Origin of the sequence: Microcoleus sp. PH2017_05_CCC_O_A, from assembly GCF_020738785.1 — a bacterium.
Taxonomy (GTDB): Bacteria; Cyanobacteriota; Cyanobacteriia; order Cyanobacteriales; family Microcoleaceae; genus Microcoleus.
Genome location: NZ_JAEQCB010000036.1, coordinates 41,749 through 62,306, shown reverse-complemented (window position 1 = coordinate 62,306; position 20,558 = coordinate 41,749). Strand labels below are relative to the sequence as shown.

General features: G+C 43.6%; 19 protein-coding genes. 14 read left to right on the top strand and 5 right to left on the bottom strand.

What is annotated here, in order from left to right; all coding sequences use genetic code 11:
• Nucleotides 1–289: 289 nt before the first annotated feature.
• Nucleotides 290–901 (top strand): 2OG-Fe(II) oxygenase, encoded by a 612-nt coding sequence (locus JGK20_RS10830; protein ID WP_293200870.1) that lies wholly within the window; start codon nt 290–292, stop codon nt 899–901.
• 204 nt (nt 902–1,105) lie between these two features.
• Nucleotides 1,106–1,726 (top strand): methyltransferase domain-containing protein, encoded by a 621-nt coding sequence (locus JGK20_RS10825; protein ID WP_293230396.1) that lies wholly within the window; start codon nt 1,106–1,108, stop codon nt 1,724–1,726.
• A 25-nt stretch (nt 1,727–1,751) separates the two neighbouring features.
• Here JGK20_RS10825 and JGK20_RS10820 read toward each other — a convergent pair whose 3' ends face one another.
• The 5 genes from JGK20_RS10820 to JGK20_RS10800 form a co-directional block, all read right to left on the bottom strand.
• On the bottom strand, nt 1,752–2,309 hold the full coding sequence (locus tag JGK20_RS10820) for a hypothetical protein (protein WP_293230393.1): 558 nt from the start codon (nt 2,307–2,309) through the stop codon (nt 1,752–1,754).
• Entirely contained in the window at nt 2,296–3,414 is a 1,119-nt protein-coding gene (locus JGK20_RS10815) for an AAA family ATPase (RefSeq protein WP_293230391.1), read from the bottom strand. The genes JGK20_RS10820 and JGK20_RS10815 overlap by 14 nt, the downstream gene beginning before the upstream one ends.
• Before the next feature lie 77 nt (nt 3,415–3,491).
• On the bottom strand, nt 3,492–5,366 hold the full coding sequence (locus JGK20_RS10810; RefSeq protein WP_293230388.1) for an ABC-F family ATP-binding cassette domain-containing protein: 1,875 nt from the start codon (nt 5,364–5,366) through the stop codon (nt 3,492–3,494).
• Nucleotides 5,367–5,803: 437 nt separating this feature from the next.
• Nucleotides 5,804–6,400, bottom strand: a complete 597-nt coding sequence (locus JGK20_RS10805) for a hypothetical protein (RefSeq protein WP_293230386.1) — start codon at nt 6,398–6,400, stop codon at nt 5,804–5,806.
• 86 nt (nt 6,401–6,486) lie between these two features.
• Nucleotides 6,487–6,774, bottom strand: coding sequence for a hypothetical protein (locus JGK20_RS10800; protein WP_293230383.1), 288 nt, complete (start codon nt 6,772–6,774; stop codon nt 6,487–6,489).
• Between the two features lie 111 nt (nt 6,775–6,885).
• Between JGK20_RS10800 and JGK20_RS10795 the strand changes: the two genes are divergently transcribed.
• The 12 genes from JGK20_RS10795 to nrdR all read left to right on the top strand — a co-directional run bounded on the left by JGK20_RS10795 (nt 6,886) and on the right by nrdR (nt 20,283).
• On the top strand, nt 6,886–7,197 hold the full coding sequence (locus tag JGK20_RS10795; RefSeq protein WP_293230381.1) for a nucleotidyltransferase family protein: 312 nt from the start codon (nt 6,886–6,888) through the stop codon (nt 7,195–7,197).
• Complete coding sequence (locus JGK20_RS10790) at nt 7,187–7,528, top strand: DUF86 domain-containing protein (RefSeq protein ID WP_293230379.1); 342 nt, start codon at nt 7,187–7,189, stop codon at nt 7,526–7,528. Before JGK20_RS10795 ends, JGK20_RS10790 begins: the two co-directional genes overlap by 11 nt.
• A gap of 232 nt (nt 7,529–7,760) precedes the next feature.
• Complete coding sequence (locus JGK20_RS10785; protein WP_293230378.1) at nt 7,761–7,928, top strand: hypothetical protein; 168 nt, start codon at nt 7,761–7,763, stop codon at nt 7,926–7,928.
• Entirely contained in the window at nt 7,918–8,265 is a 348-nt protein-coding gene (locus tag JGK20_RS10780; protein ID WP_293183170.1) for a DUF5615 family PIN-like protein, read from the top strand. The genes JGK20_RS10785 and JGK20_RS10780 overlap by 11 nt, the downstream gene beginning before the upstream one ends.
• Nucleotides 8,266–8,407: 142 nt before the next feature.
• On the top strand, nt 8,408–8,965 hold the full coding sequence (locus tag JGK20_RS10775) for a DUF262 domain-containing protein (RefSeq protein ID WP_293225085.1): 558 nt from the start codon (nt 8,408–8,410) through the stop codon (nt 8,963–8,965).
• A gap of 60 nt (nt 8,966–9,025) precedes the next feature.
• Nucleotides 9,026–9,730, top strand: coding sequence for an MAE_28990/MAE_18760 family HEPN-like nuclease (locus JGK20_RS10770; RefSeq protein WP_293230376.1), 705 nt, complete (start codon nt 9,026–9,028; stop codon nt 9,728–9,730).
• Between the two features lie 286 nt (nt 9,731–10,016).
• Nucleotides 10,017–13,280 carry an ATP-binding protein gene (locus tag JGK20_RS10765; RefSeq protein WP_293230373.1) on the top strand — a complete coding sequence of 1,088 codons (3,264 nt, stop codon included), beginning with the start codon at nt 10,017–10,019 and terminating at the stop codon, nt 13,278–13,280.
• A gap of 724 nt (nt 13,281–14,004) precedes the next feature.
• Nucleotides 14,005–16,242 (top strand): PAS domain S-box protein, encoded by a 2,238-nt coding sequence (locus JGK20_RS10760; RefSeq protein ID WP_293183176.1) that lies wholly within the window; start codon nt 14,005–14,007, stop codon nt 16,240–16,242.
• 149 nt (nt 16,243–16,391) lie between these two features.
• Complete coding sequence (locus JGK20_RS10755) at nt 16,392–16,721, top strand: hypothetical protein (RefSeq protein WP_293143313.1); 330 nt, start codon at nt 16,392–16,394, stop codon at nt 16,719–16,721.
• Nucleotides 16,722–17,242: 521 nt separating this feature from the next.
• Nucleotides 17,243–18,772 (top strand): photosystem II chlorophyll-binding protein CP47, encoded by a 1,530-nt coding sequence (psbB, locus tag JGK20_RS10750; RefSeq protein WP_293183178.1) that lies wholly within the window; start codon nt 17,243–17,245, stop codon nt 18,770–18,772.
• A gap of 409 nt (nt 18,773–19,181) precedes the next feature.
• Nucleotides 19,182–19,277 carry a photosystem II reaction center protein T gene (locus JGK20_RS10745; protein ID WP_083622085.1) on the top strand — a complete coding sequence of 32 codons (96 nt, stop codon included), beginning with the start codon at nt 19,182–19,184 and terminating at the stop codon, nt 19,275–19,277.
• Nucleotides 19,278–19,671: 394 nt separating this feature from the next.
• Entirely contained in the window at nt 19,672–20,283 is a 612-nt protein-coding gene (nrdR, locus tag JGK20_RS10740; protein WP_293183214.1) for a transcriptional regulator NrdR, read from the top strand.
• The last annotated feature ends 275 nt before the right edge of the window (nt 20,284–20,558 follow it).

The following is a 20,558-nucleotide window of genomic DNA, read 5'->3' as shown; positions in this document are numbered from 1 at the left end:
ATTGACACCAATGACTATTGAAATACAATATAAGGGACAAATAGAATTACCTGGTGAAAAAATACAGTTACATCTATAAAAAAAGAAGGTTATAGCCTTTCTCAGAAAGATGAGGTACTAATGGGCATAGGGCATAGGGCATAGAGCATAGGACTCGCGGGCATACCTCACTTTTTTGAGAAAGGCTATATATTAATGTATGAGATATTGCCAAACATTTAGGATGGCAGTTAAATAGTATTTATTTTTGCCATTTAAAAAAGTTACAAAGAAATCGTCAACATTACCTTTGAATTCCTTGAAATACTATAGCAAACATCTTAACGCTTTCTCCACTACTTATCTCAACGATTTGCGCGGAGCAATTCTCGCATCTCCTTATTTTGCCATCAATAATCTCAACCGCGACTTCATCGGTACAAAAGGGTTTTCACTGGTATTCCAGCGTTCAGAGATTGCACAAGTCGAACAGAAATTCCCCTGCTTCAAACCCTATCTAGACCAAGCCCTACAGTCAGCTTGTAATGCTTTTTACCTCAACCCTCTACTGCTGAAAGAAGGTTCTCGCGTCGATCCGCATATCGATCGATCTTTGCGATCGTATTGCAAAACAGTTGAACCGCCCGCGACAGTCAGCGTATTGTATGTGCAAGTACCGACAAATCTGGAAGGCGGAGAGTTGGTGTTGCGCTGTCACAAAAAACAAGTCGGGCAAATTAAGCCAGAAGCAAATACGCTGGTGTATTTCCAAGGAGACTTAACCCATTCTGTGAATGCAGTTACAAGTCCTGGGACTCGCCTGAGTTTGGTTTGCGAACAGTACAGTTTGAGTGAAACAGAATTAGCAGATATTCCCGGATTTACATTAGAATCTCGGGCTGTAAAATCCAAAATAAAATAAGACAGTTCCGAGCTTTCATCTAATAAGCTGAGGTGCATCTAAATTTCACAGTTAAGTTTGATAAAATTATTGTGGAGTGGGCGTCTCGCCCGAAAAATTCACTTAGATTTTGATAAAATTATTGTGGGGTGGGCGTCTCGCCCGCACAAAAAACCTAACTTAGATGCGGAACAGCTTATTATGTCTTCCTTCTAATTAAAAATCATGTACTCAGATCCAGTTCAAACAGAATATTCTCGCCTCGCCAAGCGATATGATAGTCGCTGGTCATTTTATATCAATACCACAATAGAGGAAACACTCAACCGTCTAGACATTAATCAAGGGGAACATATTTTAGACCTTGGTTGTGGAACCGGGGTTTTAATTCAACGTCTGTTACAGGTGTCTCCAGAATCAGAAGTTATCGGAATTGACGCCTGTGCCGAAATGCTCGAAATTGCCAAACAGAAACTACCTGAATTTGTGGAGTTAAAACTAGGTAGTGCTGACAACCTGCCATTTCCCAGCAACTATTTTGATCTAGTAGTTTCAACCAGTGCATTTCATTTTTTTCGAGATCCATCCCAAGCACTCCAAGAAGCAAAACGGGTTCTCAAACCTAATGGTCGTCTAGTGATTACAGATTGGTGTTATGATTATCTAACTTGCAAGGTTTGTGACTTTTTCCTGCGATGTTTTAACCGCGCTCATTTGCGTACCTATGGAGTCGCGGAATGTCAAGCGATGATGCGGGATGAGGGATTGCAAGAAGTTGAAATTGAACGATACAAAATCGATTGGTTTTGGGGAATGATGACAGCAACAGCAGTCAATCGATTTTAGATTTTAGATTTTATAACTGATTAACTTATTGCTCCAACAGTGATAATAACCGCTGTAATTCTCCACAAGCTGCTTGAAGCGATCGCGGTGCATCTTCTGGTAAGCTTTGAGAATAACATCGATCGGCTAAATTCTCAACATAGGTTTTGCAAATAGCCTCATTTTTCTCATATTTTGCGTAAGCATCCTCCTCATTCACAGTTTCTCCCTGCAAATAGTGTATCCAAGTCTCAATATTGCGCTTGGGGACGAAAATTGCGATCGCCTCATGGGATTCCCTCTTTTCCTGAGCATCTTGATCGAGTATACTAGCTAACTGATTTAGTCTGTCTTGTGGCGTACCCGTATCTGCATCAATTAATACCACTAATGCGATCGAAACCCGGTTTCTATTTTGGCGATAAGCTTTCACTTCCACCGGATATTGAGTGCGTACATACTGTTCTCCAGATTGGCTACCGGGCGGACAAATCTTAGTCCGAAATAGACCTGTAAAACCTCGCTTTTTCAGGAAATGACGGGCAAAAACCTCCTGCTGTCTGTCCTCGCAGAGAATGACAATCTGAACTCTACGCTGACTCATTCAACCATCCCCGTGCAATCAATTCAGAAACTGGCAATCCAGAATTATCAGCTACTTCACTACTAATTCGTTTAACTCGAACCGCAGCATTACTTTGACGCTCAAACCAATAGCCAATCGGTGAAGCTAACAGATAGTTAATTAACTCAGGATGGTGAGAAATTAGTAAAGCTTGAAGTTTTCCCTCGTTACAAAGGTCATAAAGTTCAATCAGCCAAGGTTGAATTTCTGGCAATGCTAAAAAGTTTTCCGGTTCATCAATCCACAAAGTATAATCTTCAGATTTTGTACCGTGAATTAGTGCATATAAAGCAACTAATGTTTTTTGTCCGTCCGACAATTCTCTGAGACGATATTCAATTGGTTTGATATTGTCTGTTTCTCCTGAAAACCGCAGTTTTAACAACACATTTTCTTCGCTGACTCGCTCAAATTTAAAATTGTTGAATCCATTCAAAACATCTTTTAAAATATTTCCTATTTCCGCAACCTTACCTTGATCTTCAGATAAGTAGCGATACCAAGAAACAAAATTTTCCATCTTAGGAGTCAAACGCATTTGTTCTTGGCTACTTTCATCAACCATCAAGCTGGGAACAACTTGCACGATGATAAATCGCGCCATCCGTTCTCTAAACCAAGTTAACTTCGTGTTGTCGTTTCTTGGCATTAATGAAGGCAGAATAGATTGCGACCAGTCAAACTGGTATTTCGGGCCTGGCGAATAATCATCTCGATAGAGTTGAACTTCGCCGAATTCAAATTGTAGTAAAGGCTGGTTATCAAAGAGCAGACTCTCGTACCTAACACGACATTTATCTCCATACTCATCGATTTGTAATTGATATGTGTAGCAGCCGTCATTACCGAGAATTTCTAGCTCGAAACGCTGAATTTGTAAGGTTTGCCAGCGGGTGAAGTCCGCAGGTTTGAAAATTCCTTCTACCTTACTGTCGCCGCTGATAAATGCTTGAATTTTTTGCAATACTTCAAAAACAGTCGATTTACCTGAACCGTTAGCACCTAGAAATAGATTAATTGCATCAAAGTCAAGTTCAAAGTTTACCAGACAGCGAAAATTGTCAATATATATTCGTTTCAGCATGGGATTTTTTTACTTATAATTCCTCTAGCTCCTGTCATTGTTAACAGGAGCCAAACACAACACTCGGACAACCAAAATTACCCCAGCCGTTCGGCTAAGTCCAACCACCGCTCAGTCGCAGTATCAATTTCGTGAGTCAATTTAGCCAAACGATCGGATAACTTCTTCACCTCCGCAAACCCGCTCGGAGCATTGTTGGACAAAATCTTCTCAATCTCTGCTTTCTCTGCTTCCAGCTTCGGAATTTTAGTCTCTAATTGCTCGTATTCCCGCTTATCATTGAAGGAAACTTTAGTTGATTTTTGAGGAGCAACTTTGGCTGATGAATTGTTGGATTCAGCGGTGCGTGTAAGTTTTTCTTTGTCATACACTGAGTAATTGCCGGGATATAAACGCAAATTGCCGCCAGGTTCCAAGGCGAACACCATGTCGATCGTCCGATCGAGAAAATAGCGATCGTGCGAAACGACAATTACGCAGCCGTTGAAGTCTTCCAGATAATCCTCCAACACCGCCAAAGTCTGCACATCCAAGTCATTCGTCGGTTCATCCAAAATCAGCAAGTTCGGCGCACTCATCAACACTTGCAACAGAAACAATCGGCGCTTTTCCCCGCCGGAAAGTTTGTTAATCGGTGCATACTGTTGAATCGGCGGAAACAGAAATTTCTCCAACATTTGAGAAGCCGTAATGATTTCCCCGTCGGCTGTTTTCACCAATTCCCCGACACTTTTGAGGTATTCAATAACTCGTTGGTCTTCGTTTGGTATCAAATCCTCCGAATGCTGGTCGAAATAACCGATGTGAATCGTTGTCCCAATTTCTACAGTACCCGAATCCGGCTTAATTCGTCCGGTGATAATATCCATCAGCGTCGATTTTCCCGCACCGTTGCAGCCAATAATCCCAATCCGGTCTTCGGGAGTGAAATTGTAGGTAAAATCTTTGATTAAAGTGCGATCGCCATAAGCTTTACGGATATTCAGCAACTCAACAACTTTCTTGCCAATTCGGCGGCCGGCTGTAGCAATCTCGACTTTGCCATTGGCTGTTTTGAACTCTTCGGCGCGCATATCTTTAATGCGATCGATCCGAGCTTTTTGCTTCGTACTGCGCGCTTTTGGCCCCTTCTTGAGCCATTCCAACTCACGTCGCAATACTCCCGAAAATTTGCGTTGAGTGCTGGCGGCGGATTCTTCAGCTAAGGCTTTTTTCTCCAAGTAGTAGGCGTAATTGCCACTATAATTGTAAAGGTCGCCGCGATCGATCTCTAGGATGCGATTGGTAACGCGATCGAGAAAATAGCGATCGTGCGTAATCAGCAACAAAGCACCGCGATAGCCATTCAAATAATTCTGCAACCACTCGACAGACAGCGCATCCAAATGGTTTGTCGGTTCATCCATCAACAACACATCTGGTTCCGAAAGTAAAGCCGTTGCTAAGGCAATTCGTTTGCGATAGCCGCCGGACAAGTCGCCAATTTTGGCATGAAAATCCTCAATCCCCAGCTTCGTCAAAATCAATTTAGCCTTAGTTTCCAAATCCCACGCGCCCACCTCATCAATGCGCGCCGAGACAGTAGACAGACGCGCCATCAACTTGTCGGTATCGCCTTTACCGTGGGACAATTCATCCGAAATTTCTTCATATTCCCGCACCAAAGCCATTTGTTCGCCGCTGTCGGCAAATACTTGCTCTAGGACTGTGTGGCTTTCGTCTAAATCCGGCTGTTGCGGGAGATAGACAATTGTAGACCCAGGATTGACCCAGCGATCGCCAGAGTCGATCGACTCCAAGCCCGCAATCATCTTCAGCAGGGTTGATTTGCCGGAACCGTTGGTGCCGATGAGTCCGACTTTATCACCTTCATCGAGGCTGAAGCTGGCATCTGTCAAGAGTTCCTTGATGCCGAAGTCTTTTTTGATCGATCGCAGAGTAAAAATAGTCATCAGTATATCAAGTCATTTACCTAGCTTAGTTTAGCGCTGGTCTTTACACTCTGCTGCAAATTGCTGGAAAAAGCTGCTGGGATTCATAAGTTATATAAACTTCATCGATAGTTTGTTCAGTTTTTAAGTTAAGGTAAGACTCATAAATCCAATTATAAACAGACTGAACTGTAGTTTTTCATACCTGTCTCGTTCCAGGGTTCCTTCTCTAGTATCAGTAATGCAGTGGCTGTTCTAGAACCGACAACGATGCTGGGACTGGTGATGACAGGTGCTGTGGGTGCAGTTTGGAAGAAAAAGTATGGCTAATGGTAGGATTATGCGATCGCTTTTGAGGGTGCGTTTTTAGGATGACTTGAATGCGTGATCGCTCAAATATAAATAAAAATTGTCGCCAAAACAACAGCGACAATTTATTACGACATCTTAATCGTCTCTCACTGCACAGGTACAGTTACTTTCAAGTCAACCTGTTTCGACTTATTACCATCCGTGACCTTACCGTGAAGCCGACCTTGCATAAAAGCACCCACGGTTAGAGGATTTTTGTCTAATGACAAGGTTAAATCTGTGCCGACTGTATTCAATTGATACATTGCAGTACCATTAGCATCGGTAATATATAGGAAGCCAGTCACTCCAGACCCTTCACCAATATGAATGCTTCCCTGCTGATATTCGCTGAGTGAAATACCGTTAGCGAAGACAGAGACAGAGACATTGCTTTGACTACGTTGGTTGGCGGAACTTAGTAAGAGTTTTTTATCCAAAGACATAACCTTTATAGTCCCCTGATTTAAGATCGCACTGCCGGAAAACTCTCCGTATACAAAGGAACTTTTCACAGTCAGAAATAAGTTGAATATTAACCAAGTAATCAAGCTGAGTGGGAGTAGCTGTAGAATTCCAATAATCCAATTTCCAGAGGTGAGATTGTAATGAATATTCTGAATATAGTCGCGACCGACCTGAATGATATCTCGACCCGCATGAGCGTCCTGAGAAGTTGGTTTATGGTCTGGTTGATTTGACATATTAATTGAATTGATTTCTATATCGCTCAGTCAAGTCCAGACAAAAAGCCTTAGAGGGCAGTTAAATATGTAACTACCTGAAAGCACTAGGGGTTGGGAGAAACCGATGCAGGGGCAGTAGGATTACTCGGGGATGGGTTAAGCTGGGTTCCAATCCCTCGTCCAAAGACAAGACCCAGGTAGACCATACCGCCGCCTAAGAAAATCACTGTCGGAATCCAAAGGTTGAAGGTAGATGAGGGACTGTTAGAGTTATGCACATTGTTCCCCCCAACCTGAATGCTATCGCGTCCGGCATGAGCAGACTGGTGCGGTTGAGATTGGCGATCTGGTGTTGGCTGAGTCATTGGCTTAATGTAGTAATAAAATCTCATAAACTCTATCTACTAGATTACTGCATTGAATTCCGGAATCTTTAACAACTCCTTGATTGAATACAGGCGATGTAAGATTGTTGAAAGCTTGACAAGAAGTAAGGAGGCTGAATGAAAACCGCGATCGCCCTACCAATTGACCAGATTACGAAATTGTGCCAACATTGGCAAATCATCGAACTCTCCCTCTTTGGTTCTATCCTTCGGGACGACTTTCATGAAGACAGCGACATCGATATCCTAGTTGCTTTTGCCCCCACGGCCAACTGGGGTCTACTGGATCACGCCCAAATGCAGGAAGAACTCGAAGCATTGCTAAGCAGACCAGTTGATTTAATCAGTAAACGGGCGATCGAGCGCAGTTCCAACTGGATTCGTCGTCAAGAAATTCTCTCTACCGCTCAAACTATCTATGTCAAATAGTCGCGATCGCGCTTCCTTGCTAGACATTGCCAGGGCTGCTCAAAAAGTCCTGCAATATAAAGGTAACATGGACAAAGGTGCGTTTCTGGTCGATGATAAAACGCAGTCTGCGATCGTGTTTCAACTTCTGATTATCGGTGAAGCGGTGAAACGCATTTCTTCAGAATTGCGATCGCAACATTCAGAAATTCCTTGGTCACTCATTGCCAGAATGCGGGACAACTTGATTCATCGATATGATGACATCGACCTAGATGAAGTCTGGAAAACCTCAAATGAAGATATTCCAACACTGCTGATGGCCTTGGAACCTTTACTGCTAGAAGAATAAACGCTACTAGCTCATTTGTACTATAATTCAGATACCAACCTGTGTTGGAGTATTTTTATATGTCCTTGCAAGAGCTTCAAGAAAAAGCCTGTCAACTCTCAGTCAGCGATCGCCTTGCCCTGCTAAGTGCGATCGTTCAATCACTCCAAACTACACCAGAAATCGAAAATTGGCAATATTTAGTTGCACGTCCTCATCCTTGGCGAAAACAACTTTATATTAAGCTAATGAGATGTCATCGGAACAAGCAGCCGAAAATTGGGATTTACCACTTTGTGCTATCTATGAGGTGATTGATTACTGTGAGAATCATCAGGAACTTTTAAAATTAGAAGCAGACGAAGAACGCTATCGATTGGAAGCAAAAGGAGTTCGACTTGAGTCTACAAATGCTGCTTGACGAAGATTCTCAAGCAAAATATTTGGTTAATCTACTTCAAGCAGCCGGTCATGATGTAGCCACAGTCAATACACTGAATTTAATGAATCATCCCGATTCAGTCGTGCTAGACGCTGCTAGAAAAAATGAAAGAGTCCTGCTTACACGCAATTGTGATGACTTTCAGGAATTACATCAAGCCAACCCAGAACATTCAGGAATTTTGGCAGTTTACCAAGATTCTGAAGCTTCTAAGAATATGAGTTATCAGGCGATAGTAAAGGCAATTGATAATTTAGAGATAGCAGAATATGACCTCAATAATCAGTTTGTTGTTCTCAATCAATGGAGTTATTAATTTACAATAAATTTATTGTAAATTAAGAAAGCTTAATCAAAACCCCGATCGCCCGTGCCTGCCAATGTATTATAATACAGATACCAACCAAGGTTGAAGTATCTTTGTATGTCCTTGTTATTATAAACGCAGGTTCGTTCTTATGTCTCAAGCACTTAGGCAAGACATCATCAATATCGCCGAAGAGCAGATTGACGAAATAAAGCAAAAGATTGACTACTATACCACAGAATATGCCATCGAATTCATAGTCGATAAATACCTGGAACAAGATGATGCCGGGCTCGGTGAGATTTATCTCCCTGAATTTCACAGAAACTTGAGATGGGGTATTAATCATCAATCTCGATTCATTGAATCGATTATTCTTGGTGTGCCTATTGCTGCCATGATTGTCGCAGAAATCGAAGAAACTGGAAAAATAGCGATTGTTGATGGAGCTCAGAGGGTGATGACTCTGGCAGCTTTCCTAACAAATCAGTTGCAACTGAGCAACCTCGAAACATTAGATTCTCTAAATGGTTCCTATTTTAAGGATCTCGCACCTTCACGCCAAAGAAAGTTTAAAAACACTTCGCTGAGAATGATAGTTCTCTCAGACAAAGCTGATGAGAGAGTAATAAGTAATATTTTCTATCGCATCAACACCAGTAATATCGATCCAACTCGTAATTCCAATAGTCTGCTACCAAACTCATAAGCCTGAGAATATGAAACCAAGAATTGACTATGCTAAGCATAAACTTTTAAGTCGCAGCCTATGAAAGAGTTCATCAGAGACTTTAAGAGGCGAGTGGCAGAAATCCAGAAATATTTTGAATTAGTAGATAAAATCGAACAACTTGGTGCATTATCTTCTAAATCAATCATCTTCCCATCAGGTGAATATATTGTTGATAGCGATATCAAAAAAATCTTGCAGTCTCATTGTTACCTGCTATTATACAATCTTGTCGAATCCTCTATTAGAAATGGTATAACTGCAATTCATGATATTATCTTAATCGAGCAATTAACTTATAAAGATTTAAGTCCGAAAATCAAGAGATTGTGGTTGCTGAACGATAAAAGTAAAAGTTTCAGAGACTCATATGTCAAAAAGGATAGTGTAGCTGACAATCTTCAGGAATTAATTAGATCAGTTTTAGATGATGAGATGGTTTCGTTAGATCCATCTAATATTCCCATATCTGGAAATTTGGATGCTAAAACTATCAAAGAACTCATAGATATGTATGGCTTTTTTGGGAATTTAGGAGTTGCGAGTAGAGAAATAGATGACATTCTAAATTTTGTGGTTAAGATACGATGCGATTTGGCACATGGAAATGTTTCGTTTTGTGATGCTTCGAGTCAAATACTTTGGAGCAAGTTAGTTGATGATAAAGATAAATTGGTGAAATATCTAACTCATATGCTGAATAATATTGATGATTATATTGATCGGAAGAAATACAGAATTTAGCCGTCGGTAGCGACTAGGGTAAAAATATTCCCACTACTCGATCGCACCTTAATTTCCTAGCTTATTTTTGTCCTCCTTTGCGGAAGTTGTCGCTGTCGGATTTCTCTTGATTCGATCGCCCACGCCTTCCAATGTACTATAATTCAAATACCAACCATTGTTGGAGTGCTTTTTTATATTTCTGCAAGAGCTTAAAGAAAAAGCCTGCCAACTCTCAGTCAGCGAGATCCTTGCGTTACTAAGTGCGATCGTTCAATTTCCCCACTTTGATAAGCACGGTTTTATCATGTCGATTAAAACAGTCTATCGCCTAACTGCCCATCTCAAAAAAATCCCGCTACGAACAGTGCTGATTGTACCGTTTGTGCTGCAAATTGTCGGGACTGCGGGGTTGGTGGGGTATCTTTCCTATACAAACGGGCAAAAGGCGGTTAACAACCTAGCAGATCGGCTAGCAGCACAAATTGGCGATCGCGTCGTACATTACCTCGATACATATCTGTCTGCGCCTCATTCGATCAACCGCATTAACGCCGATGCGGTGCGCCAAAAAACAATCAATTTACAAGATTTGCGGCAACTCGAACGCTACCTTTCGTTTCAACTCAAACAGTTCGATTCGCCGACAACCATTATTTTTGGTAGCAAACGGGGAGACTTCGTGGGAAGCGATCGCACTATCGGACAGAATCTGATTATGCGATCGGATGAGTTCGATCGGGGCATCATCAATATGTATGTTCCAGACTTGCTAGGTAATAGAACCAAACTATACAAAACTTTTCGACAACCTGATGCCACAAATAGGCCTTGGTACCAAGCTGCTAAAGCTGCCGGGAAATCCACCTGGAGTAATATTTTTCAAGTCGGTAACAATACAGATTTAGTAATTAACGGCAATCGACCGATTTATGATGAGACTACAAAGGAACTGCTAGGAGTATTTTCGGTAAACCTCAACATTAGAAAGATTGCCAACTTTCTCGATAGCATAAAAACTAGCAAGTCGGCAAAAATTTTTATTATCGAACGCAGCGGGTTGTTAGTAGCCAATTCCGGGCCCGACAATCCCTATATTTTGAGCAACCAGCAGTTTAATCGATTAAAATTAACGGCAAGCCCAAATGCTACAATCCGCGCCACGGGTCTATTTTTAACGAATCACTTTGGCGATTTTTCCCAAATTAATGATGTTCAACACCTTGAATTTGAAATTGACGGCCAATGCCAATTACTCAAAGTAGTACCTTACAAGGATAATTTTGGTTTAGATTGGTTGATTGCGATCGTCATCCCAGAATCTGATTTTATGGCAGAAATTGACGCCAACAATCTCACCACAATTATACTATGTGCGACTGCCTTAACGGGAGCAATTGTTGTCGGCATTTTCACAGCCAAATGGATAACAGAGCCACTTTTATGCTTAAATACTGCCGCCAAAGCTCTAGCTAACAATGAAGGGAATACAAATGTCGAGATCGATCGCGCTGATGAAGTCGGGCAATTGGCAAATTCCTTCAATTATATGGCAGACAAACTGCAATATGCTTTCAAATCGCTCCAATCTTTAAATGCTGCCTTAACCGACAGTGAAAGCCGCATGAAACAAATCCTCGAAGCTATGCCGGTGGGAGTATCAGTTCATGATATTACTGGACAACTGATTTACATAAATCAGATAGCGCGACAGTTAGTAAATATCCAAACTATACCGGAGTCTACAATTGAGCAAATAGCAAAAGTTTTTAGACTTTACGATGCAGGAACAGATGAATTATATTCAATTGAAAAAAATCCAGTCGCTCGATCGCTCAAAGGAGAAACCGTGAGAGTGGAAGACATAGAAATTCGTTTGCCCGATCGCACTATTCCTTTAGAAGTTTTTAGTACGCCGCTGTTTGATGAAGCTGGCAACATTATCGGCGCGATCGCAGCTTCTCAAGACATCACCGATCGCAAAAAAGCCGAGAAGTTGCAGGCAGACTACAATCGCACTTTAGAACAAAAGGTGAGCGATCGCATTGCCGAACTCCAAAGAGCAAAAGAAGCCGCCGAAGTCGCATCCCTTGCTAAAAGTGCCTTTCTTGCCAATATGAGCCACGAATTGCGTACTCCCCTCAATGCCATTCTCGGCTACACTCAAATACTTTCCCGACAGCCAGATTTTTCTCCCCGCGACAAAGAGCAAATTCGCACGATCCAGCAGTGCGGTTCTCAGTTGCTGACTTTAATTAATGATATTTTAGATTTGGCTAAAATTGAAGCTGAAAAGATGGAGTTAACTGTTAACGATGTTTGTTTGTCGGATTTTCTCAATGACATATTAGAAATTTTTCGGTTCAAAGCCGAAGAAAAGAACCTGGTCTTTGTCACCCAAATAGCAGGTAAAATTCCGGATTTTGTATCTGTCGATGAAAAGCGGTTGCGTCAAATTCTCCTGAATTTATTAAGTAACGCGATTAAATTTACTGATGAAGGTAGCATACTTTTTAAGGTAGAGGTAATTGAGAACAGTCAACCTGTTGCAGGAATATTGAGCGGGGGCCAGGAATCAGATTTTTTATTTAATGCAAGTCCCGCCTTCCCAATTACCAAAATCCACTTTCAAGTTAAAGATACAGGCATCGGAATTACTAGCGATGCAATAGAACGAATATTTCTACCTTTTGAACAAGTGAACGAAATCGGGCAGAAAACAGAAGGGACGGGTTTGGGATTAAACATTGCCCAAACCTTAGTTTCGCTGATGGGAGGGGAACTCAAAGTCGAAAGTTGTTGGGGTGTTGGGAGTACGTTTTGGTTTGAGATTGAATTGTCCCTCGCAGATGTGCTCCTACCAGTTTTGCCACCACCACAGCAACCCGTAATTACAGGTTATGAAGGTCAACGGCGTAGAATATTAGTTGTTGACGATAGCCCAGAAAATCGCTCTTTGATGGTGGATATTTTAGCACCGCTGGGTTTTGAGTTAATTGAGGCTGATTCTGGTGAAAGAGGTTTAGCAATAGCGATTTCCCAGGAACCGGATTTAATTATTGCTGACTTGTTGATGCCTGGAATCAGCGGTTTTGAACTCTGCGCTCAATTGCGTTGTTTGCCAATGTTTCGGGAGACGCCAATCTTGATTGCTACTAGCGGGCTGTTCGAGTTGGAGTTGGAAAAGCAAGAGGAAATAGGCTACACTGATTTTATCAGTAAATTTTTTATAATTGATGATTTTTTGGCAAAAATACAGAATTATCTGGGACTGATTTGGATTTTTGAGGCTTCGGGCGATTCCCTACGGGATAACTCCATCGCGCGTACTTTCTCTGAATTGGCGATCGGCTCAGAAGACGTAGAAATGCCTCCCCGCGAAGAGTTACTTTATTTGTACGAAGCCGCTCAAATCGGTAATTTCGAGCAGGTTAAGTACGAAGCACAGCGCCTGCAAGAGTTAAATCCGACCTATGCCCTATTTGCTCGGAAAATTTGGCAGTTAGTCGATCGCTATGACGATGACGCGATAATTAAACTAATTGGGCCTTACTTAAATCCGGGCGACTAAAATTGCTTCCTAGTACGGAGTTCAATCCTCATAATCTGATTTAACAAGCAGTTATAGCCTCAATCCTAAAAATCGTTCAGTTGACAGTTGACAGTTGACCGCTTGACAGTTTGAGAGCGACCTCTACCTAGAAGGAAGAGGATTGGAGTAATGAATAGTCTGATTTTAATTTCTCCCTCAAAGACGGGCGGGCTTTCAACCAATTCTTTCTGGTAAGTAAGTCATGGCCAGTGAAACGTAAGCGTTGGGATGCGCGACGATCGCCATCGCTGGTATTGGGTACATCTTATTTTTGCATTTTTAGTAGTGCTGTCCCCGCTCGCGTGCTGTGTAAAGCACGCGAGCGGGGACAGCACTGTAAAAAACATCCTTTTTGCGAAAATGAGATGCTCCCGCTGGTATGTATGGCAGTTGTACGTCACGGCACCAGAAACCCAGTTTTTCACACTCTAAAGTTGATATAACCGAGCAAATTTGAAGAATAAATAGTAGAATAGATTTCTATAAGGGTTCCATCTCCTACATCCGATCTGTTGCACCAAATTCTACCAAACTCAAGCAGCCGAGTAACAGCGATGCAACATCTCGGCTTTCAGGTTGAGTTTGTGGCAAGCAACTCTGTTTCTCTATTCAATGCCTTCTCATATTCTTGTATGTTGGGTTAAGACACTCCCAATCAACCTACTTTATGTGAGCCATTTCGTTGATTTTCAAACATAAAAATATGCAGACTCAGCCAAAAAGCAAAGTATTAATCGTAGACGACCAACCCGCTAATATTAACATATTATCATATTTCTTAGTGGAATACGGATTTGAGATTTTTGTAGCTACAACGGGAGAAAAAGCGCTGGATAGAGTCACAAAAATCTTGCCAGATATCATTTTGCTAGATGTGATGATGCCGGGAATAGACGGATTTGAAACCTGCCGCCGCCTGAAATCAATAGATGAAGTTAAGGACATTCCCGTAATTTTTATGACAGCTCTTTCCGAGGCTGCGGATAAAGTGAAAGGGTTGACTTTGGGTGCAGTAGACTACATCACTAAACCGCTGGAGCACGAAGAGACGATCGCCCGCATCAACGTTCACCTACAACTGCGAAACCTCACCAAACAATTAGAACAACAAAATATGCTGTTGCGATCGGAAGTGCGATCGCGCCAATTAGCCGAGTTAGCCCTGCGCTTTTCCGAAGAAAAATTTGCCAAAGCTTTTCGCAGCAGCCCCGCCGCCATGACAATCGCCACACTGGAAAAGGGATACTTAACGGAAGTCAACCAGAGCTTTTGCAACCTCACCGGCTATTTTCCCGAGGAAATCTTGGGAAAAACCGATCGCCAAATCAATTTATGGGAGAATTTGGGCGATCGCGATCGTTTCTTAGAAATCTTGCACATATCCGGCAGTATTTACAAACAAGAATTCCAGTTTCGTACCAAGTTCGACAATATCAAGTGTGTCCTCATATCCGCAGAAATCATTAGCATTGGCGACACCAACTGCATTCTAATGATGACTTACGACATTACCGAGCAAAAGCTTGCACAAGAAACCTCATACCGCCGCGAACAAGAATTCAGGGCCTTAGCGGAAAATTCCCCGGATATGATTGCCCGATTTGACAAGCAACTGCGCCACCTTTACGTCAATCCAGCAGCCGAATTAGCGACAGGAATCCCCGCCGCAGCATTCACGGGTAAAACCCATCGAGAGTTAGGAATGTCTGAGGAAGTGGTGATGCTCTCGGAAGCAGCTTTGTGCGCCGTATTCGCTAACGGCACCGAACAGTGCTTTGAGTTTAATTTTCTCACAAAATCAGGCACTAAATTTTATCAAGTTTGCATGGTTCCTGAATTTAAGCGCGATCGGATAATTGCATCTGTCTTATCTGTCAGCCGCGACATCACCGCTGTCAAACAAGCCGAACTGGAACTGCGAAAAAGCGAACTGCGGGAACGAGAAAAAGCTACTCAATTAAAATTAACATTAGACAATCTCCGACGCACCCAATCCCAACTGATTCAAACGGAAAAAATGTTAAGTCTCGGGAGAATGGTAGCAGGAGTTGCCCACGAAATTAACAATCCCAATAGTTTTATTTTGGGCAATATCAATCCAGCCCGCCACTATTTCCAAGATTTAAACAACCTCCTGGAACTTTACAAAAACAAATATCCAGAACCCGGAGCCGAAATACAACAACTCGCTGAGAGTATAGATTTAGATTTTTTGCAAAAAGATTGGTCGCGGCTAATGCAGTCAATCGAGTCTGGAGCATCGCGCATCCAACAAATTGTTGAATCGTTAAAGTTTTTCACAAAGCTCGACGAATCCGGCATCAAAGAAGTAGATATCAATCAAAATCTCGATCACACTTTACTATTCGTCCAGCACCGAGCGGGAGGTAAAGGTGTTAGCAAAAAAAGCGGAAGCAGCATTATTTCTCAAGAGATTGAAGTAATAAAAAACTACGGCAACCTGCCGGAAGTTCCCTGTTACAGCAGTCAGTTGAATCAGGTGTTTGCCAGTTTGCTAAATAATGCCATTGATGCCCTAGAAACTCAACCTTACCCCAAAATAGAGATTCATACTGAGCTGGAAACAGCAGAATGTTCGGGAGTTGGCAAAGGCAAAGCAGCAAGAGCTTACAATCAGTTGTCAGCGACAATTACTCCCGAAAATTCTCCCAGTCAATTCGCAGTGATTCGGATTGCTGACAACGGTATTGGCATGAGTGAAGCAGTGGTAAAAAAGATGTTTGACCCGTTTTTTACCACAAAACCTGTAGGGAGTGGCACGGGATTGGGTTTATCTATCAGTCACCAAATTGTTGTCGAACAACACGGCGGTCAAATTAGTTGTATTTCTGCTCCCGGTAAAGGGACAGAATTCGTTGTGAAGATTCCTTTACAACAGGTAACTTGCGATCGGGAAACTCGACACCCGGTTTCTTTGTAAGTCAGTCAGTAGGATGCCGATCGCAGGGGAAAATTCTTAAGTAGGCGATCGCCACATTATTGTACCCGCACTCGGCACCCTAACATAACTTCCTTCTTGCTTCGGCCGAATGCTATAACAAAAAAATAATTAACAAGCGCACACAGCAAATGAAATATTTCTTTTTATCCGACGGCTGGAAAGTGGGGCGCGTCTGGGGAGTTGGCGGCGAGTGGACAGCAGCCGGCTGGAGGCGCCAGCCAGACATCCAACAGCTCAAGCTCTCCCTGTTGGATCGCAACGAAAAAATGTGGCTCTACCGCGTAGAAGACGCCGTGCTCATGGTAGAAGTCAAACCCTGTGCCCCTCCAGATCCCGCAGATCCGGCAAAAAATATCGGCAGCGTCACCCTCACCAGACTGATCGATGCCGAGCAAGTCCTCGAACGCCTCGGGACGATCGCCACCCGCTGCGAAATCGAGAACCCGCAATTAATGTAAGGCCGAACATATTGCAATCGGTTCTAACACTCGATACACTTCTTTAAATAACTTTCATTTTTATGCCTCCACCCCTGTGAGGGTTTAAAACAGTAGCCGAAAAATCTAGACTTGTCTAGATTTTTCAGACTTTGACGATCGCCGAGCAATAAATCGTTATAAACTGGAAAAACGCTTGATTGGTGCGGGTTGCTAAAGCTGACTGGGCATGAAAACCACAGAAACACACTTGGCACAAATTAATCATCAAAAAATCAAATATGGAAGTCCTCTGCTAATAAGGGCAGTCTCTAACTGGGAAGATTAGGCCAACCTGAGCAATCAGGAAGCTTATAGCACTTGATCTAGGCTAAACATAGACCGCTAAGTTTGATTTACAGATTTCTGTAGGTTTTTAGAAGCGGTAGAAAGGATTCGGCACTCGTCAGAATTTACAGCCCGCAGGTAACTGCACGGCATTGAGAATCTGATTTTTCCGTCAAAATAGACATCATCACTTACACCTTGGAGAACCGCAGTCAATGGGACTACCCTGGTATCGCGTACACACAGTCGTCTTAAATGACCCAGGTCGATTGATTTCTGTACACTTAATGCACACTGCCCTCGTGGCTGGTTGGGCCGGCTCAATGGCCCTTTACGAACTAGCAGTTTTTGACCCCACAGACCCAGTTCTTAACCCGATGTGGCGTCAAGGGATGTTCGTGCTACCCTTCATGGCTCGCTTAGGAGTCACCGGTTCTTGGGGCGGTTGGAGCCTCACCGGCGAAACTAACGTCGATCCGGGCTTCTGGTCTGTTGAAGGCGTTGCTGTTGCTCACATCATCCTCTCCGGTTTGCTGTTTTTAGCAGCAGTCTGGCACTGGGTATTCTGGGATTTGGAACTCTTCAGAGATCCTCGCACCGGCGAACCAGCCCTCGACTTGCCAAAAATGTTTGGCATTCACTTGTTCCTCTCCGGCTTGCTGTGCTTCGGCTTCGGGGCATTTCACCTTTCCGGACTTTTTGGCCCGGGAATGTGGGTTTCCGACCCCTACGGCTTGACCGGTCACGTCCAACCAGTGGCGCCTGCTTGGGGCCCTGAAGGCTTCGATCCGTTCAATCCCGGTGGCATCGTCGCTCACCACATTGCAGCGGGTGTAGTCGGCGTAATTGCCGGTTTGTTCCACTTGACTGTGCGGCCGCCGGAACGTCTTTACAAAGCCCTGCGGATGGGTAACATCGAAACTGTACTTTCTAGCAGTATTGCTGCTGTGTTCTTTGCAGCTTTCGTGGTTGCGGGTACGATGTGGTACGGTTCTGCTGCTACTCCGATCGAGCTTTTCGGCCCGACTCGCTATCAGTGGGACGGCAACTATTTCCAACAAGAGATCGATCGCAGAGCTCAAGCTAGCTTGGCCGCCGGTCAAAGCTTCCAACAAGCTTACGAGCAAATTCCCGAAAAATTGGCTTTCTACGACTACGTGGGCAACTCTCCTGCTAAAGGTGGTTTGTTCCGTGCTGGCGCGATGGTCAACGGCGACGGTATTGCTAAAACTTGGTTGGGCCATGCAGTATTTACTGACAACGAAGGTCGGGTATTGTCGGTACGACGCCTCCCGAACTTCTTTGAAACTTTCCCAGTAATTTTGACGGACAAAGATGGGGTCGTTCGCGCTGACATCCCCTTCCGCCGTGCTGAATCAAAATACAGCTTTGAACAAAGCGGAGTTACTGTCAGCTTCTACGGTGGCGAACTGAACGGTCAAACTTTTAAGAATCCTTTAGATGTTAAGAAGTTTGCTCGCGCCGCCCAACAGGGTGAAGTATTTGAATTCGATCGCGAAACCTTGAATTCTGACGGTGTTTTCCGTACTTCAACTCGCGGTTGGTTTACTTTCGGACACGTTTGCTTTGCTTTGCTGTTCTTCTTCGGCCATATCTGGCACGGTTCTCGGACTATTTTCCGCGACGTGTTTGCTGGAGTTGAGGCTGACCTGGAAGAACAAGTCGAGTGGGGCTTGTTCCAAAAACTGGGCGACAAGAGCACAAGAAGAGAAGAATCTATCTAGTTTTCTGCCGCCGAAGAGTACATCGGGAAACTTCCCCGGTGCACAAAAACCCGGTTTCTTGAAGAAACCGGGTTTTTTTAGTTATTGACACTCCCCGACCTTAAGGTACGGGGATTCTTAAGACATTTCTGTCAAAATATCCCGCGCAAGCGTGGGTTCCCAGGCTGACTACATTTGCAGCCTAGCTGCGTAGTCATATCTCCTCAAAAATGTTTTGGGCGTAGACTTTCCCCCAGTCCGGGGGTAGGTTTTTACATCTTGTCTGGTCTAGTTATTCTACCATATTCATTTGTTAAGATGGATTTGTTATTTTACTTAACAATGTAAAAAAGTCGTCCGATCGGGACGGGGTTTTCAACCCAATTTTCTGATAAAATAATACGGCAAGGGAAGATAGGGAAAATTTAACATGGAAAGCGTTGCTTACATTTTGATTCTGGCTTTAGCCTTAGGTGTACTATTTTTTGCGATAGCCTTTCGGGAACCACCCCGGATTGGCAAATAATTAGCTATACGCTGGCAGCCAAGGGGTGTCAACAATGGCCTCAAAACCTTTGTATCTCTTGTTTATAGCAGAGTCTCGATCCCCTAAATCCCCCTTAAGAAGGGGGACTTTGAGAGAATTTCCGCCCCCTCGATAGTCAGGGGACGAAAGATAAAACTGCTGTCCTCCCGGATAGTGGGGGGACGCAAGACACTCTTGTCCCCCCGACCTAAGGGGGGCTAGGGGGGATCGGGCCTAGCCATCAAACAGCAGTCTAGAACTAGGTTTTAGCTCAAGTTGAGACACATCCTCAGCACTGTATCCTCAGTAATTTTTCTAGTCCAGCTATTCATCAGACCCCCGGGCGGTTAGATGAATGGCAATTTGCTGGCAACACCTGTTAAAATCAGCAATCATGCGCTGTTCCTCCTGCCAACACACAAATAGCCGCGTTCTCGAATCGCGTTCAGCCGAATCTGGTCAAAGCATCCGTCGGCGGCGCGAATGTTTGAGCTGTCAGCACCGCTTCACAACTTACGAACGCATAGAATTTGTGCCGATTACGGTGATTAAGCGGGACGGGAAGCGCGAATCTTTCGATCGGTCAAAATTAGTCAGAGGACTGGTTCGGGCCTGCGAAAAAACAGGTTTGTCTTCGGGACAGCTCGAAACCCTCGCAGAAGAAATCGAAGCCCAACTGCAAGGTCGATCGCTCCGGGAAGTCACGAGTTCTAACATTGGAGAATTAGTATTATTACATTTGCGGCCACTCAGCGAAGTCGCTTATGTCCGTTTCGCCTCTGTATATCGGCAATTTCGGGGCATTCGAGATTTTGTCGATACCCTGAATCACCTTCAGAGTCCCCTTGACGCAGCTTTGTGCCCAGAAACTGGGCCAGAAAATGAATCGGATTTGTCGGAACCGGATGAGTCGTGCGATCGAGCAAACCAGGAATCCTGCGTTATGTCAATTCCGGTTGCACCCTCAGTTGACTCAGGACACGGCAATGCCGTATCCCTACCCTAAAATAATCCATCGGGTAGGGACACGGCACTGCCGTGTCCGGATGCTTCTCAGGCAACTCAGGACACGGCAATGCCGTATCCCTACCCTAAATTAATTTAAAAGCAGTATGCCGATAAGGTATAATAATCCACTGGACTCTGAATGTTAAAAATCAAACGCTTTAACACAGAGTTGGAATTAAGAGCAATGGCAAGCGCCGGTGTACGGTTGCACCGGGCAAAAGTTGGCAAAAACTGACTTTCGTAAAAGATTTTGCAAGAAGTTAACCACTTTTT